This window comes from Rubritalea spongiae (assembly GCF_042652385.1).
Lineage (GTDB): Bacteria > Verrucomicrobiota > Verrucomicrobiia > Verrucomicrobiales > Akkermansiaceae > Rubritalea > Rubritalea spongiae.
Map to the genome: position 1 here is coordinate 2983169 of NZ_JBHSJM010000001.1, position 16015 is coordinate 2999183.

The following is a 16015-nucleotide window of genomic DNA, read 5'->3' on the forward strand; positions in this document are numbered from 1 at the left end:
GATCTTAAACGGGTTTTCAATCGCACTTGTCAATTTAGTATTTATTTTTAAACGCAAATATATACGCCAACCGTTTTAAAGTGAGTGTCGCAAGACACTCCATCGAAAGATGTAAAAAATATACGGAGAGTTTGATTCTGGCTCAGAATGAACGCTGGCGGCGTGGATAAGACATGCAAGTCGAACGAAGAGAGATTTAGTTTACTAATGATCTCTTAGTGGCGGACGGGTTAGTAACGCGTGAGCAACTTGCCTCAAAGAGGGGGATAGTCCTGGGAAACTGGGTTTAATACCGCATGTGCTCTTCGGAGTAAAGCTGGCCTTCGGGCTAGTGCTTTGAGATAGGCTCGCGTCCTATCAGCTAGTTGGTGAGGTAAAGGCTCACCAAGGCGACGACGGGTAGTTGGTCTGAGAGGACGATCAGCAACACTGGAACTGAGACACGGTCCAGACACCTACGGGTGGCAGCAGTCGAGAATCATTCACAATGGGGGCAACCCTGATGGTGCAACGCCGCGTGGAGGATGAAGGCCCTAGGGTCGTAAACTCCTGTCATAGCAGAGTAAGGCATATTAGTTAATAGCTAGTATGTTTGATAGTATGCTAAGAGGAAGGGACGGCTAACTTCGTGCCAGCAGCCGCGGTAATACGAAGGTCCCGAGCGTTATTCGGAATCACTGGGCGTAAAGGGAGCGTAGGCTGCGCGGTAAGTCAGATGTGAAATCTCAAGGCTCAACCTTGAAACTGCATCCGATACTGCCGCGCTAGAGTAATGGAGGGGTAAGTGGAATTCTCAGTGTAGCAGTGAAATGCGTAGATATTGAGAGGAAGACCAACGGCGAAGGCAGCTTACTGGACATTTACTGACGCTGAGGCTCGAAGGCTAGGGTAGCGAAAGGGATTAGATACCCCTGTAGTCCTAGCAGTAAACGATGTGCGCTTGGTGTAGGTGGGTTCGACCCCATCTGTGCCGGAGCTAACGCGTTAAGCGCACCGCCTGGGGAGTACGGTCGCAAGACTAAAACTCAAAGAAATTGACGGGGACCCGCACAAGCGGTGGAGTATGTGGCTTAATTCGATGCAACGCGAAGAACCTTACCTAGGCTTGACATGTATTGCTAAGCAGTTGAAAGGCTGTGACCCTTCGGGGACCTTACACAGGTGCTGCATGGCCGTCGTCAGCTCGTGTCGTGAGATGTTCGGTTAAGTCCGGCAACGAGCGCAACCCCTGTGGTTAGTTACTAACATTAAGTTGAGAACTCTAGCCAGACTGCCCAGATCAACTGGGAGGAAGGTGGGGATGACGTCAGGTCAGTATGGCCCTTACGCCTAGGGCTGCACACGTACTACAATGCCCAGTACAATGAGAACCGAGACCGCGAGGTGGAGGAAATCTACAAAACTGGGCTCAGTTCGGATTGGAGGCTGCAACTCGCCTCCATGAAGTTGGAATCGCTAGTAATGGCACATCAGCTACGGTGCCGTGAATACGTTCCCGGGTCTTGTACACACCGCCCGTCACATCATGGAAGCCGATCGCACCCGAAGTGTCTGCGCCAACATTGGCAGGGCCCTAAGGTGTAGTTGGTAACTGGGATGAAGTCGTAACAAGGTAGCCGTAGGGGAACCTGCGGCTGGATCACCTCCTTTCTATGGAGCAAATGCCGGAAGGCATAGGTCGAAGGCTAAAGATTAGGATGAACTTAATCAATTGCCTGCAGTTAAGAAATGATCTGCACGTTACAATTAAGCGTCCGCAAAGTCAGCAATGACAATGCGAACCGCAGCATACAATTCAGTTTTTTCTCTTCACAACGAAGGAAACAAAATATTTAAGAGTGAAATTTGGAAAGAAATTCTAAATTCGATCTGGGGGTTTAGCTCAGTTGGTAGAGCGTCTGCTTTGCAAGCAGAATGTCATCGGTTCGACTCCGGTAACCTCCACCATTTTCACAATTTTGGGCCTGTAGCTCAGTTGGTTAGAGCACACGCTTGATAAGCGTGGGGTCACAGGTTCAAGTCCTGTCTGGCCCACCATTTTTCTTGTAAAATGCCTGCGGGTGACCGTAGGGGAATGCAAGCTATTCTTCCTAAATTTCACTCTTAAAGTGAGTCTTTCTTCAAATCCATGAGAATGTGGAAAAGCATCGCTGACTGACAGCGTTCTTTGACATCTGTATAGAGAAACACAATTTATTCTAAAGAATAGATTGAAAGTTTTTCCTAACTGCAAAAATGCAATTAATCACAAATGAGAAAGCTTTTTGCGAGTTGGGATACTCTAAAAATATAAACTTCCAAAAATAAGTTAACGCTTATTTTTAGTAGAATATGGCAAATTTAGACAGAAAGTCCGGAGTGGGTAAGCAACACTTCAAAGAGGACGCTGTCGACTTGATTTAAAGATAAGGAATCAAGCTAGAAAGGGCACATAGTGGATGCCTTGGTGCTAACAGGCGATGAAGGACGTGATAAGCTGCGATAAGCCTCGGTCAGGTGCAAGTAACCATTGACCCGGGGATTTCCGAATGGGGTAACCTAATGTTATTAATATGACATTGTTCCTTACTGAATACATAGGTAAGGATACGCGATACCTGCTGAATTGAAACATCTTAGTAAGCAGAGGAAAAGAAATCAAAATGAGATTCCGTAAGTAGTGGCGAGCGAACGCGGAAGAGCCTAACCATTAGTTGACCAGTGAAGATAGATGAAGGAATTGGAAAGTTCCGGCACAGAGCGTGAAACCCGCGTAATCGAAATCTAATCTGGCTAGGTGAAAGTAGCACACCACACGTGAAACGGTGTGTGAAGATGGGGGGACCACCCTCCAAGGCTAAATACTCGTTAGCGACCGATAGTGAACCAGTACCGTGAGGGAAAGGTGAAAAGAACCCCTGTGAGGGGAGTGAAATAGAACCTGAAACCATGTGCCTACAAGGTGTAGGAGCTCTTCGGAGTGACTGCGTGCCTTTTGCTTAATGAGTCTGCGAGTTAGTATATGTGGCAAGCTTAAGATCTTCTGGATCGGAGGCGTAGGGAAACCAAGTCCTAATAGGGCGTCAATGAGTTGCATGTGCTAGACCCGAAACGGAGGTGACCTACCCATGGCCAGGTTGAAGCTTAGGTGATACTAAGTGGAGGACCGAACCGGTGAATGTTGAAAAATTCTCGGATGAGCTGTGGGTCGGAGTGAAAGGCTAATCAAACCCCGTGATAGCTGGTTCTCCTCGAAATGCATTTAGGTGCAGCGTTGCGTGTTGATGAGTGGGGGTAGAGCACTGAAAGGGCTAGGGGGCATACCCGCCTACCAACCCCTATCAAACTCCGAATACCATTCAATAGAGCGCAGCAGTGAGACAGTGGGGGATAAGCTTCATTGTCGAAAGGGAAACAGCCCAGATCAGCAGCTAAGGTGCCTAAACTATACTAAGTGGAAAGGAGGTGGGATTTCATAGACAGTGAGGATGTTGGCTTAGAAGCAGCCACCATTTAAAAAGTGCGTAATAGCTTACTCATCGAGAGATCCTGCGCCGAAAATGATTGGCGATAAGTATAGTACCGAAGCTCTGGATGTCGGGTTCCTACGGGGACCCGGCGTGGTAGAGGAGCATTCTATAGAGGTTGAAGGGGAATGGCGACTGAACCTGGACACTATAGAAGAGAGTATGCAGACATGAGTAACGATAAGAGCGGTGAGATCCCGCTCCGCCGTAAACCCGAGGTTTCCTGGGCAATGCTAGTCATCCCAGGGTTAGTCGGGACCTAAGCCGAGGCCGAAGGGCGTAGGCGATGGAAAGCAGGTTAATATTCCTGCACGTGCAAAGGGAAGGGGACGCATGATAGAAAGTAACTAGGTTATTGAATTCCGAGATGAGACTACGGTCGATTCGCATTACTGGACGTTGTGCCAAGAAAAGCCAACCCGATTAAACGCACCCCGTACCGCAAACCGACACAGGTGGGTGGGTAGAGTATACCAAGGCGCAAGAGTGAAACCTAGTCAAGGAACTCGGCAAAATGGCTCCGTAACTTCGGGATAAGGAGTGCCCCCTGTTAAAGGGGGGCCGCAGTGAAATGGCCCAACCGACTGTTTAGCAAAAACACAGCATTGTGCTAAGACGAAAGTCGACGTATACGATGTGACACGTGACCAATGCCAAAAGATTACGATGAGATGTTAGCCCTTGAGGCGAAGCTTCGAGTCCAAGTCCTGGTGAATGTCGGCCGTAACTATAACGGTCCTAAGGTAGCGAAATTCCTTGTCGGGTAAGTTCCGACCTGCACGAATCGTGCAACGAGTTGGGCGCTGTCTCGACTAGGTGCTCAGTGAAATTGTAACGCCGGTGAAGATGCCGGCTACCCGCAGAAGGACGGAAAGACCCTATGGACCTTAACTGTAAGCTGTTAGTGTTCATTTAATCTTAATGCTCAGCATAAGTGGGAGACGTTGAAATGGTGTTTTAGGATATCATGGAGTCATCAGTGAGATACCACCCTTTAATTTTGAATGTTCTAACCTCGAGCCTTGAATCAGGCCGGGGGACCCTGGCAGCCGGTCAGTTTTACTGGGGCGGTATCCTCCTAAAGAGTAACGGAGGAGCGCGAAGGTTGGCTCAGCACAGTTGGCAACTGTGTGTTGAGTGCAAAGGCATAAGCCAGCCTAACTGTGAGACTAACAAGTCGAGCAGATACGAAAGTAGGCCTTAGTGATCCGGCGGTAGAAAGTGGAATTGCCGTCGCTCAACGGATAAAAGGTACCCTAGGGATAACAGGCTGATCGCGCCCAAGAGTTCATATCGACGGCGCGGTTTGGCACCTCGATGTCGGCTCGTCGCATCCTGGGGCTGGAGAAGGTCCCAAGGGTTGGGCTGTTCGCCCATTAAAGCGGCACGCGAGCTGGGTTCAGAACGTCGCGAGACAGTTCGGTCCTCTATCCTCTGTGGGCGTAGGAAAATTGTGGGGTTCAAACTCTAGTACGAGAGGACCGAGTTTGACGCACCTCTGGTGTACCTGTTGTTCTGTCAAGAGCATCGCAGGGTAGCTAAGTGCGGTCGAGATAAGCGCTGAAAGCATCTAAGCGCCAAGCTTCTCCCGAGATTAATTTTCCCTGAAGGATCGTGGAAGACCACCACGTTGATAGGTTGGGGGTGTAAGTGCAGCAATGTATTTAGCTCACCAATACTAATCATCCGTTCGGCTTGATTCCTTAAGCTTTAAATTTGCTTAACAAATCAAGAGTATTCAAAACACGCAAAAAGCTGTGATCAACGCATTACAGGCAGTTAAAGACTTTATGTCTTCTCTATACAGTTGTCAGAGAGCGCTTCCTATGAAGCAGCTCTTTTAAATAACCAAGTAGACAATCTACACACAACCAAAGCTAATAAGCTAAGGCCGGTAGAGGTCGTGCTACACTTAAGAAATTTGCCGCAGGCAAGTGACTCAGTCTGAAAACTGAACACAGCAAGCTGACAAACTTAAGGGAGCAGCCCGACCTCTGGTGACCATAGCAAAGTGGAACCACCCGGTCCCGTTCCGAACCCGGAAGTGAAACACTTTAGCGCCGATGGTAGTTGGGCGATAGGCCCTGTGAGAGTAGGTCGTCGCCAGGTTATATGACCCGCATTTAGCTAACGCTAAGTGCGGGTCTTTTTTTGGGGTTGGATGTCTAGGCTCGAAAGCGTGAAGGGAGATGAATGGCCTGCGGTGTGTCGCAGGTTGGGAGGTCGAAAGTCAGACTAGCAAAGTCTGGTGACTTTGGAAAATGGGGACAGCGCGACCACGCGCTGCTGGAGTGACCTTGGACCCTTTGACCTCGGAAAGCTTAAAGTGATAAGATGACTCCAGTGTAGAGAGACGAGCGCTAACGAGTTAGTGCATGGCGATAGAGTTTTTTGTGCGCTAGGGTGCTGCGTATTGAATGAGAGCGTTGATGAGGGATGGGAGTGGGTGAGGAGGAAAGGAGGTGGTACAGCTGGCCGCTTAGGGATAAGCGGCCTGGCCTGTTGGGAGAACGAGCTTTGGCTTCACTGCGTTTTGGGAGTTAGAGCCAGCCTTTGCGGAGGGCGGTGGCTACTGCTGCTGGAGCGTTGGGGACTTCTAGTTTTTGGTAGATGTGCCGGATGTGAGTGGAGACTGTGAAAAAGCTGATGTTTAGTTTGGTACTGATTTCCTTTTTTGAGAGTCCTTGGCTCAGTAAGCCGAGGATTTCATGCTCTCGTTCAGTCAGGGGAATGTCTGTATGAACTGTTTTAGAGTTTTTTTTGAGTGTGCTTAGGATGAATTTTGCCGTGATTGGGTCGAGTGATGCACCACCATTCATGACTGTATGAATTCCATCTTTGATCTGTTGGATGGTGGAGGATTTTAGGAGGTAGCCAGAGATTCCTAAGGTAATTGCAAGAAGGATGTCGGCTTCATTCTCGGATTGAGTGAGGATGATGATTTTAGTGTCGGGGACGTTGGTCTTGAACCATGGTATGACATCTAGGCCGGAGAGGCCGGGCAATACTAGATCGAGTAGAATGAGATCAGGGGCTTGCGTTTTTTCAGCGGGGTCAAGCTTTTGCATGGCTCGCTCGGCAGTGCCGACGGTGCCGACGAGCTCCATTTCAGGTGTTCGGTTGATCGCGACTTTGAGAACATTTCGGTATTCTGGATTGTCCTCTACGAGCATGATTTGAATTGGAGTTTTCATGGGGAAGTTTTTTTTGAGAGCGGAAGCCGCTTTAGCTGTTTTTGAGTGTAATAAAGCGCTGGCTACGACGCAACTGCAGGGTGATCTTTGTGCCTTCGTGTGGTGGGGTTTCGATGTTAAGCTTTGCTTTAAGGAGTTTGGCGCGACGCTTAAGTGAAGCGGGCATTTTGTTTTCTGCTGTTCCAATGATTCCGATACCGTTGTCGAAGATTGTTAGAGTGACTTTTTGGTGATTGGCGATGCAGTTAATGACGCAGTGGCTCGCTTCTGAATGTCGGCTGACATTTACTAGGCTTTCTTTATAAAATAGAAAGAGGTCGGCACGTGTTCGTGGTTTGAGCTGCTGGAGCAGTTCATCGCCCTCGATGATGAGTTCGTAATCGATATCGGCAAGGATGCGTTGGGCGCTTCGTTGCATGTCTAGTTTTAGATTGCCGCAGAGTTGTGCTTCATAGACGTCGGCACAGTATCGAGCAGCCTTACCGGTACGTTCGGTTAGGGCGCGAATTTCATCGACAGTTTCTATTAAATCCTTTGGAGAATGTACGGCTTCTTTTGCCAAGTCTCCGAGCAAGCCAATGGCGTGGAGGTTTGCACCGAGTTCGTCATGGAGGTCGGCGGCGAAGCGTGTGCGCATTTTCTCGAGCTGGCGCAGGTGGTAGAGGCGCTCGATGAGTATGGCTAAGGCGATGCAGATGGCGAGCAGGGCGGCGATCCAGTACATGCGCTGGAGGTTCTTTTTTTGAAGATCGAAGAGCAGGCTTAAGCGTTTAGCTACGCGAGGTCGTTCGGTGATGAGGTCGTGACGTCGTGCGAGTTGGTTCATCCATTCGCGGGTCGGCAAAATTTCTCCTAGGAAATTGTTGCCATCGGTTAATCGGCTCAGTGATCTTTTAGTGCGCGAGATACTGGAATGCAGGATGGGTTTGTGGAGGGCGATGTTCTGGCCTTTTGAAAGTATTTCTATCTCGGCGAAGCCTACGGAGTAATTGATTTTAGAGTTGTGAATGTTGGGCTGGAGTTCTAGGACTTGGACTTGAATGTAACGGCATTTAGTTTCAGGGAAACGGCGCATGAGGATGGGGCCGACATCGTAGATCGAGTTTTGGTTGAATTCGAAGAGGGTAGTTTGCTCGGAAAAATAGGGGTCGTTTGACGAGATGACACGTAATTTACGAGGGACAGCGTGGTCACTGAGTGTGGCCTCAGGGATGGTGTGGCTGAGGTCAGTCATGTGAAGATTGATCTGATTGACCAGCTGTGATTTTTCTAAATCGATGGTGAGAATGACTTGCTGAAGTTCGTCATGGGTATGAAAGGTGACAGCTTTGCTTTTACTGCCATTGGCTGCATCCATGAGGTAGGGGACGTATCCATCGACGAGGAATTTTGGGTCTCGCGCATTTTGGTTCACTATTTGTGAACTAGTTGTAACCGCTTGAGTGAGGGCAACATTTTCTAATCCGCTAAAGACCATGATCTCTGAGAGTTGGACTACATAGAAGTTGCCCCAGCTACGCATGGTGAGATGGGAGACCTGGAGTTCGATCCAGGATGCATTGACTGATGGGAAGGAGATTGCGAGTGGAGCGATACGGGGTAAGAGCTTATCTTTTTCCGTGTAGCTAGCCACGACAGTGCTGGTGTCATCGGTGCCGGCTATAAGTTGGAAGGCGGCAGGGAAGCCATCGGCTTGTAGTCCAGTGTTCGGGTCGCGTCTGATGGTTGGAACTAAGACGATTTGGTCGATGGGGAACTCTGCGCCTAAGTCGATACGGATTTTTTCTCCTTCGATAGCGGTCTTATGGGCCTCTGATTGGTAGCCGACTGAGCCTGTGCCACTGCGTAGGCTATAGCTGGCCAGTTGTTCGAGTTCGGCATTGATGGCTTTCATTCGTTGCTCGAGCTTAGTGAGAGAAAGCTTATCTCTAGCCGAGTTTGTGTTGGCCTGTCCGTAGGATGACTGCAGAAGTCCCAGAAGCAGGGAAAGGAAAAAGATGGAGAAGCTTGGCACGGTAGTTTATAGAGGTTGAAAAATGCTGGGAGAGAGGGAGTGTGTTTAAAGAAGATTAGGGTGGCACCTCTCTGAAGAAAAGCAGATTAGCGTCGCTTGTTTGAAGGGGCATCGCACATTCGTGCGATAGGCAAAACCGGTCTATATGTGTATTACACCGAAATGATGAATTCTGGGCGATGTAATTCCCCCCGTGAGTTCATAGTTTAAACACACTAAAATAAAAAAATATGAAAAATACATTCTACACACTGGGTGCAGGTTTGGTTTTGGCAGGTGCAGCACAAGCAGTAACACTCGCTGAATATGCATTCACTTCAGCCGCATCGAATCAGTTAGCAGTAACTTCTGAACTTTATGCTGGTAGCTCATCTGTAGTAACTCTGGGTTCAGCATGGACTGCAGGCACAGATTTACTCAATCTCGACCTAGCAGATTCTAATACCAATCAAATAGCTGCCCAGAATGGTTTCAGCTTCGTTTATACAGTTACTGGGCTAACCGCTGGCCAAGCCCTAAATATCACTAATCTATCACTAGATGTATATAGTTTTGAGAATACAAAGAATACTGTGCGCTACGCGTTCTATGTAGACGGTGTTCAGTCCGGTTCAACTGTAGATCCTGCTAATGATGTAACGGTTAATTACAATCATGCTTTTACTCCTGGGGAAAATTTATCAGGCCTTTCTAATGGAGATTCTTTTGTCTTTAAGTTTGGTATGAGAGACAACACGTCAGGCTCGATGACTGCAGACAATTTTATCCTTTCTGGGGAAGTCGTCGCAGTTCCAGAACCATCCAGCACAGCGCTTCTTGGTCTTGGTGGTATTGCCGTGATTTTGCGTCGTAGACGCTAGAGTGCTAGCTTTGACGCAATTGTTTTACGTCGTAGCAAGTTACAATTTTAATTAATTGAATAAAGCGTGAGAAGCGGCTAGATGGCTGTTTTTCACGTTTTTTGTGTCCTTATGCTAGCAGGGGCTAATCGAGGAAACTGGATGTCATGAGGGACATGACGCGTTGGCCTAGGCTGGTGAGGGTAGCTTGCTTGCCTGTGCCGCGAATAATGCCTTTGGTGTGGTATTTATGGTCGGACTTAGTCGGGGTGACGTAGGTTACGGTGGGTTTGACTACTGCGCGATTGCTGGGAGTGATGGCGAGTGGGAAGCCGGAGCTCGCGAAGCTAATTTCCCAGGCGGGGGTCATGAGTTCGTGGTTCCCTTTGCGAATCCATGGGTACCGTTTTGCTAGGTCAAGCTCGCGGCGGCGCGGGATGGTGACTTTAAAGTAGGTGGGGACCTTTGATATGAATTGGGTGATTGTTAGGTTTGGATTATTTTTATTACGGATAAAGAGTTCGGCAATGTTGAGGCCGTTCATATTGAGTCCGTTGTAATTTCCGTGGTGATTGGGTGAACTGAAGTAACTAGCATGCCATTTTGAGAATTCTTGGTTGGCCATCACTCCGAGTTCGAGGTGGAGGTGGGAACGTTCTCGGTTGATGCCGGATCCTGTGTAGCCCATTATTCCGAGTGGGGAGCCTGCTGAGACAGTTTGGCCTGTTTTACATGAGACAGAGGCGAGGTGAGCGTAGAGGCTGTAAAAGAGACCGCTGCCCCAGTCATGTTCGACGACAAGATAGATGCCGTAGTTAGAGTTGCCTCCGTGCGGGTTAATGTAGACGACTTTGCCGTCGGCGATGGAGTTGACTATGTCTAATGGTCGGTTGTAGCGGTCGCGCTTGATCGGGCGGATATCGATTCCTTCGTGGAATTTTGTGGCAATGACACCTTCGTCGGTGCGGCGGAGAGTTCTGACGTAGCCGTATTTTCCTGCGGTCCACGGGTGGGAGTCGACACCTTCGAAATTACGATAGGTGTACATGTAGAACTTTTCGGGAGTATTGCTGAAGATGTGTTCGTTCTCGGTGGGGAGAGTGAGATTGAGAGGGGTGGAGGCGTGTAGTGCTGAAGCTGTGACGAATGCAAAAAGGAGGGCGAAAAATTTCATAGGTAAGTATTAAGTGGCTCGTTAGCGTTGCGCTTTCGCTTCTGCTTTTTTACGTACTTTCCAGGCTTCAGGCGTTTCGCCGATACGGGGGTAGAGGTTGTCCAAGAGCTGGGCCATTGCTGGGTCGATCCCGCGCCAAACTGTGATGACACGTCCGTCAATTTGGCGATCAATGTAGATCATGTCGATGACTTGGCCATTGATGGCGCACATGATCCATTTGCCGGCGAATTGGCCTGAGGTCATTTTGAGGCGGCTTGCTCCTGCGCGATTGAGTTGGAATGAGCAACCGAAGAATTCTGGGTTATGAGGGGAAGGGAAGGTGTTATAGGCGACGATGTCGCTGGTCATGATGAAGGGGGACTTGCTCATGAAGCGCTTACCTTTTGGGGTGTCGACTTCGAAAGTGAGCTTCTTTGACTGTAAATCGGAGGCTTCGGTGTGGAATGTGATGGCAACGGGAGGTTGCTTTTTACCTTTGGCAATGAGTAGAGAGCTCAAGCATAGAGTGAAAATGGAAATACAAAGTAGGCGCATGCTGCCAGTTACGCTGGGGTATAGAAGGTGAGCTGTGAAGGAAATTTTCTGAAGAATCGTTTTTACAATTGGCTCATACGCCCTAGCCGCATACTGGGATGAGTTTTGAGAAGCATGGATGTTAGGGTGTGTTAGAAATGATGAATAAAGTTAATCTGAAGAACTATTTTTATCCTTGAGGTGCTATTCGTGCCTGTCAGAGTTGGGACTTTAAACAAACGATTTACATGATGATAAGTAAACGAACCCCACATCTTTGGTTAGGCGTATTTTTAATGAGTTTTTTAGGGTTGATGAATTCAGCGTTTGCTGCAGGAGGGAATGGATTTGACTCAGCTTTAGGAGGTGTGGCTGATGTGTTAGAGGCAATCATTTTTTATGCAATACCTGTGGCAGGTGTCTCGATACCTTTTGTTTTGGTGATTTTGGCAGGCACGGCGATTTTTCTAACGATCTATTTCAAGTTTATCAATGTGCGTTGTCTTGGTTTGGCAATGCGGACGGTTAAGGGAAAGTATACGGAGCCTGACGCAGCTGGACAGATTACGCATTTCCAAGCCTTGACCGCGGCTCTTTCGGCGACTGTGGGGTTGGGAAACATCGCGGGTGTAGCAGTTGCGGTTGGACTCGGTGGCCCGGGGGCGACATTTTGGATGATTCTGATGGGCTTGTGTGGCATGACTACGAAGTTTGCCGAATGTACTTTGGGGTTGAAGTACCGTCAGTTTGATAAAAATGGAGATACCCATGGTGGGGCGATGTATTATTTACGGGATGGTTTAGCTGAACGTGGGTGGTCTGGCTTAGGGAAGTTTTTGGCGGTGTTTTTTGCATTGATGTGTGTTGGTGGAGCGATTGGGGCTGGAAATATGTTTCAAGCGAATCAGGCTGCATCGCAGTTTGCTGATTCGTTTGGGGTATTTCAGGGTGGAGATAAGATTTATTTTGGCATTATCGTGGCTGTGGTTGTCGGGATGGTGATTATTGGTGGGATTAAATCGATTGCCCGTGTGACTTCGTTGCTAGTACCGTTCATGTGCGGTATTTATTTAATCGCGGCGTTGTATATTTTGTTAGTGAATGCGACTGAGATTCCTTCGGCGCTGCAGCAGATCGTGGAAGGAGCTTTTTCACCAGTTGCGATTGGTGGAGGTTTTGTTGGGGTGTTGATTCAGGGAATCAAGCGTGCCGCATTTTCAAATGAGGCAGGGATTGGTTCAGCACCGATTGCGCACTCGGCGGTGAAGACGAATCAGCCAGCTTCTGAAGGTCTTGTGGCATTGTTAGAGCCGTTTGTAGATACGGTGGTTGTGTGTACAATGACGGCGCTGGTTTTGGTTATTTCTGGTTCGTGGAAGGTTGATGGAGTTACGAATGCGGAAGCTGTTCCTCTGTATGCTAAACCAGCACTAGAGCAGACTATGGTGAAAACTTTAGATGAGGGCACTGAATTGCGAATTTTGAGTAAGGAAACAGTAGGTAAAGGTGAAGATGCTGTGAGTTATGGAGAGGTGTTAATGGACGATGAGCGATTCTGGGTGCCAATGGCTGATGTGAAGCCGGTAGCTGGGGTGCAGAAAACGTCGCTCGCTTTTTCTGGGCGCTTTAGTTGGTTCCCACAAGTTCTCTCCGTGGCGGTAGTTCTGTTTGCGATTTCGACGATGATTTCATGGTCGTACTACGGTGAGCAGGCAGTGAATTACCTTTTTGGAATCGATAATAAGATTGCGGAAATTATTTATAAAGTTGCATTTTGTGGCTTTGTGGTAGTTGGCTCAGTGGCATCAGTTTCGAATGTGGTTCGGGTGTGTGATGCGATGCTGTTTGCGATGGTGTTACCGAATATGATTGGCGTTTACTTCCTACTTCCTGTGGTGAAAAAAGAGTTTGCTATTTTCAAAAGGCATGCGGAGAAAATTGACGCAAGCGCGAAATAGCGAGTAATGGGACAGTCTGGAAGGTCTTCGGCTCTTATCACTGAGGAGGGTTAAAGCTGATCGTATGGCAAGCTGTAGAGGGCTTCGCCTTCACGGAGATCGCCTGTGGAATAGCCTTTGTTAAACCAGTAGGCACGTTGTTTGGAGGTGCCGTGGGTGAAGGAATCTCGAACGACTTTGCCTTGGGCTTGCTGTTGGAGGCGGTCATCACCGATGGCCTCGGCGCAACGCATGGCTTCCTCGATATCGCCAGCTTCTAGAAATTGTTTAAAGGTAGTGTCTGCGTGGCGAGCGAAGACTCCGGCGAGGAAGTCGGCTTGGAGTTCAACGCGGACTGAATGTCTGTTGAAATCGCGTTGAGAAACTTTGCCATGACTACTGTGGAGTTCTTGGAGTCGGCCCATAATGTTTTGGATGTGATGTCCATATTCGTGGGCTACAACGTAGGCTTCCGCGAAATCGCCAGTGGCTCCGAACTTTTCTTTCATTTCGGTGAAGAAGCTGGGGTCGATGTAGATGGTTTCGTTTGCCGGCAGGTAGAATGGTCCCATGCGAGCATCAGCGTAGCCGCCAGGCATATCGATGCGTTGGGCGTAAATTGTCATTTGTGCTGGGCGGAAGCGCAGATCGTATTGTGGGAGGATATCGGCCCAGACTGTTTCGTTATCGCCCATCATGGTGCTTAGGTATGCCTTCATTTCTTTATCGGAAGCGTTAGCGACGTAGGTGGTGGAAGGGGCACTAGAGAATCCGAGTATTTGTAACATTGGGCCGCGACAGAAAGCCAAGCCGAAGAGGGCGATGAGAACGACCACTAGCTTGGTTTTGCCACTACTTCTTAAGAAGAAGCTTAAGAGAGCTGATGTGACAGCTGGATTTCCTCCAGCGCGGCTTACTCGCTCGCCACGGCGATCCTGAACGTTTGTACTTTGGCGTCTACCTTTCCATTGCATGAGTGAGATTCTAACAGTTAGTGGGCAGTTTAATTGAAAACATTATGAAGAGGAAGAAGGCTTTTGTGAAAACTCCGTGAAGACCCACACAAGCTGGAAAAATTGAGGTATATCAGATTGTGATGAACTTATATGATACCGTAATTGTAGGAGGTAGCTATGCAGGGCTTTCGTGTGCAAGGAGTGCCGCAGCGCATGGATTAGACACGCTGGTTTTAGAGAGGAAGCGAGATCTAGGGGCAAAGATTCGTACTACTGGGATTTTTGTAGGTGAGGCGGCTGAGGTGTTAGCTGTTCCTCATCGCTTGAAGAGGGATATTCATGGTGTGCGACTTTATGCACCTAGTTTGAAATCGCTCGACTTGGAGAGTAGAGGCTATCGCTTTCAGTCGATCAATACTCCAGAGTTGATGCGCTGGATGGGAAGGCAGGCTGAACTCAATGGTGCTGAAATAAGGACTGGAGAGAATGTCGCGCAGTTGAGTGAGTCGTTAAATGGGGTGGAGTTTCCGAGCCAGTTGGTGAGAGCGCGTTTTGGAGTGGGAGCTGATGGTGCGAGGTCAAACTATGCTCGCTTGTTAGGCTTGCCTGAGAATAGGGAGTTTCTGGTTGGTGCAGAAGTGGAAATGATAGGTGTTCATGGTGTCGACCAAGATCGGCTGCATGTATTTCTGGATAGTGAGATAGCTCCTGGGTATATTGCGTGGGTAGTACCCGGTGTGGGAGTAACTCAAATAGGGCTGGCTGTTAGGAAGCCTCACCAACCTCAGTTAGGGAGATTTTTAGAAAAGCTGAAGAAGGTTTTCGATTTTAGAAATGCGAAAGTGGTAGAGCGACGTGGAGGTTTGATTCCTTGTGGTGGAGCGAAGCGAGAATGGTTTACTGATCGATCCATGCTGTTAGGCGATGCCGCTGGTTGGGTCTCGCCGCTCACTGCTGGAGGGATTCATCCATCGTTGCAAGTCGGGAAGGCTGCGGGTGAGGCGATAGCGGATTTTTTGGAAGGGAGGATTAGCCATCCGGCAGCTTTGTTAGAATGGCGCAGGCCTGAATGGAGAACGAAGCAATTGCTGCGCTGGGGGATGGATACGATTTCTTTACCTAACAGTTTGTTGAACTTGGCGATTGGGAATCCAATCTTTGCGAAACTCAGTCAGATTATCTTTTTCCATCATCGGGGGCTGAAGGACCCAGAGGCGTGGAAGGCTATTGCTTCTTCAGAGCAAGGCGAATCACTTCCTGTGGATCGGCAGAGTTTGGCAGAGTGGTTTCTTTCCCCTTGAGGTCGCGAAATGTGATAGTTTTGACTTCCATGCCATTGGCGTCGGCATCTGAGCCATAGATGATAGAGCCAGCGGGGGCGAATTTTCCGTCTCGGTTTTTGAGGTAGACTTGGTTGCGGTCGTCGATGTCGATGGCGATGGAGGAGGTTTCCATGACAGTGGATTTTGGAAGTTCTTTTTTGACGACTGGCTTGGTTGGTTTAGCGGCCTTTGGTTTTGGCGGGGCAGCTTTTGGTGTAGGCTCTGGAGTGCGCTGAGCAACAACTGGAGAGGGGGCGCTGTTCACTGCTTCGCCTGGTTTGATATGGAGTTTGTCGTTTATGTGGATGATATTGTTTGTGAGTCCGTTGCGCTGTTTGATGTTAGAAACCGATGTGTTGTACTTTTTCGAAAGCGCGTGGAGGGTGTCGCCTTTCACGACGGTGTGGATGACGACTCCGTCTTCAGTTTTTTGGTTGGAGAATGAGGGGAGTTGGTCTTGGTATTTCCAGAAAGCAAAGCCGCCAGCGAGGAGGAGTAGGAGAAAGAGAAAAAATTTCATGGTGTGGAGATAGGTCGGTTGTTGGTTTACTCCATAG

General features: G+C 48.7%; 9 protein-coding genes, 2 tRNA genes and 3 rRNA genes. 8 read left to right on the forward strand and 6 right to left on the reverse strand.

From position 1 onward, the window contains the following. Positions 1 to 119 precede the first annotated feature (119 nt). The 5 genes from ACFPK9_RS13145 (at position 120) to rrf (ending at position 5615) form a co-directional block, all read left to right on the forward strand. Positions 120 to 1650 (forward strand): 16S ribosomal RNA (locus tag ACFPK9_RS13145). Between the two features lie 221 nt (positions 1651 to 1871). Then, positions 1872 to 1947 (forward strand) — tRNA-Ala (locus ACFPK9_RS13150). Positions 1948 to 1960: 13 nt separating this feature from the next. Further along, positions 1961 to 2037: transfer RNA gene (locus tag ACFPK9_RS13155), tRNA-Ile, on the forward strand. 374 nt (positions 2038 to 2411) lie between these two features. Next, positions 2412 to 5209 (forward strand): 23S ribosomal RNA (locus tag ACFPK9_RS13160). Between the two features lie 290 nt (positions 5210 to 5499). Further along, positions 5500 to 5615, forward strand: a 5S ribosomal RNA gene (gene rrf / locus ACFPK9_RS13165). Together the 16S, 23S and 5S rRNA genes with 2 tRNA genes alongside form the textbook arrangement of a ribosomal RNA operon. A 431-nt stretch (positions 5616 to 6046) precedes the next feature. On the opposite strand, the gene ACFPK9_RS13170 is transcribed toward rrf, so the two are convergent. Further along, positions 6047 to 6700: a response regulator gene (locus ACFPK9_RS13170; RefSeq protein WP_377095365.1), complete on the reverse strand. Its 654-nt coding sequence runs from the start codon at positions 6698 to 6700 to the stop codon at positions 6047 to 6049. A 31-nt stretch (positions 6701 to 6731) separates the two neighbouring features. Continuing rightward, positions 6732 to 8594: a sensor histidine kinase gene (locus ACFPK9_RS13175; RefSeq protein ID WP_377095366.1), complete on the reverse strand. Its 1863-nt coding sequence runs from the start codon at positions 8592 to 8594 to the stop codon at positions 6732 to 6734. A 350-nt stretch (positions 8595 to 8944) separates the two neighbouring features. On the opposite strand from ACFPK9_RS13175, the gene ACFPK9_RS13180 reads away from it, so the two are divergent. Then, on the forward strand, positions 8945 to 9574 hold the full coding sequence (locus ACFPK9_RS13180) for a PEP-CTERM sorting domain-containing protein (protein ID WP_377095367.1): 630 nt from the start codon (positions 8945 to 8947) through the stop codon (positions 9572 to 9574). 124 nt (positions 9575 to 9698) lie between these two features. Here the strand turns inward: ACFPK9_RS13180 and ACFPK9_RS13185 are convergent, their stop codons facing one another. Next, the gene (locus ACFPK9_RS13185) at positions 9699 to 10727 is read right to left on the reverse strand and encodes a M23 family metallopeptidase (RefSeq protein ID WP_377095368.1); all 1029 of its coding nucleotides are present in this window, start codon (positions 10725 to 10727) and stop codon (positions 9699 to 9701) included. 21 nt (positions 10728 to 10748) lie between these two features. Further along, positions 10749 to 11228: a hypothetical protein gene (locus tag ACFPK9_RS13190; protein ID WP_377095369.1), complete on the reverse strand. Its 480-nt coding sequence runs from the start codon at positions 11226 to 11228 to the stop codon at positions 10749 to 10751. Between the two features lie 329 nt (positions 11229 to 11557). Here ACFPK9_RS13190 and ACFPK9_RS13195 point away from each other — a divergent pair, with 329 nt between their 5' ends. Then, complete coding sequence (locus ACFPK9_RS13195) at positions 11558 to 13201, forward strand: alanine/glycine:cation symporter family protein (RefSeq protein ID WP_377095370.1); 1644 nt, start codon at positions 11558 to 11560, stop codon at positions 13199 to 13201. A gap of 50 nt (positions 13202 to 13251) precedes the next feature. Here ACFPK9_RS13195 and ypfJ read toward each other — a convergent pair whose 3' ends face one another. Next, on the reverse strand, positions 13252 to 14154 hold the full coding sequence (gene ypfJ / locus ACFPK9_RS13200; RefSeq protein ID WP_377095371.1) for a KPN_02809 family neutral zinc metallopeptidase: 903 nt from the start codon (positions 14152 to 14154) through the stop codon (positions 13252 to 13254). A gap of 122 nt (positions 14155 to 14276) precedes the next feature. Here ypfJ and ACFPK9_RS13205 point away from each other — a divergent pair, with 122 nt between their 5' ends. Further along, entirely contained in the window at positions 14277 to 15437 is a 1161-nt protein-coding gene (locus tag ACFPK9_RS13205) for an FAD-dependent monooxygenase (protein ID WP_377095372.1), read from the forward strand. On the opposite strand, the gene ACFPK9_RS13210 is transcribed toward ACFPK9_RS13205, so the two are convergent. Continuing rightward, on the reverse strand, positions 15361 to 15978 hold the full coding sequence (locus tag ACFPK9_RS13210) for a LysM peptidoglycan-binding domain-containing protein (protein ID WP_377095373.1): 618 nt from the start codon (positions 15976 to 15978) through the stop codon (positions 15361 to 15363). The two genes, ACFPK9_RS13205 and ACFPK9_RS13210, sit on opposite strands and share 77 nt — an antisense overlap. Between the last annotated feature and the right edge of the window lie 37 nt (positions 15979 to 16015).

Bases quoted from the DNA above. Each gene is read 5' to 3' on its own strand.
- ACFPK9_RS13170 (WP_377095365.1), bottom strand. From the start codon at position 6,700: ATGAAAACTCCAATTCAAATCATGCTCGTAGAGGACAATCCAGAATAC.
- ACFPK9_RS13205 (WP_377095372.1), top strand. From the start codon at position 14,277: ATGAACTTATATGATACCGTAATTGTAGGAGGTAGCTATGCAGGGCTT.
- ACFPK9_RS13210 (WP_377095373.1), bottom strand. From the start codon at position 15,978: ATGAAATTTTTTCTCTTTCTCCTACTCCTCCTCGCTGGCGGCTTTGCT.
- ACFPK9_RS13185 (WP_377095368.1), bottom strand. From the start codon at position 10,727: ATGAAATTTTTCGCCCTCCTTTTTGCATTCGTCACAGCTTCAGCACTA.
- ACFPK9_RS13180 (WP_377095367.1), top strand. From the start codon at position 8,945: ATGAAAAATACATTCTACACACTGGGTGCAGGTTTGGTTTTGGCAGGT.
- ypfJ (WP_377095371.1), bottom strand. From the start codon at position 14,154: ATGCAATGGAAAGGTAGACGCCAAAGTACAAACGTTCAGGATCGCCGT.
- ACFPK9_RS13175 (WP_377095366.1), bottom strand. From the start codon at position 8,594: ATGAAAGCCATCAATGCCGAACTCGAACAACTGGCCAGCTATAGCCTA.
- ACFPK9_RS13195 (WP_377095370.1), top strand. From the start codon at position 11,558: ATGAATTCAGCGTTTGCTGCAGGAGGGAATGGATTTGACTCAGCTTTA.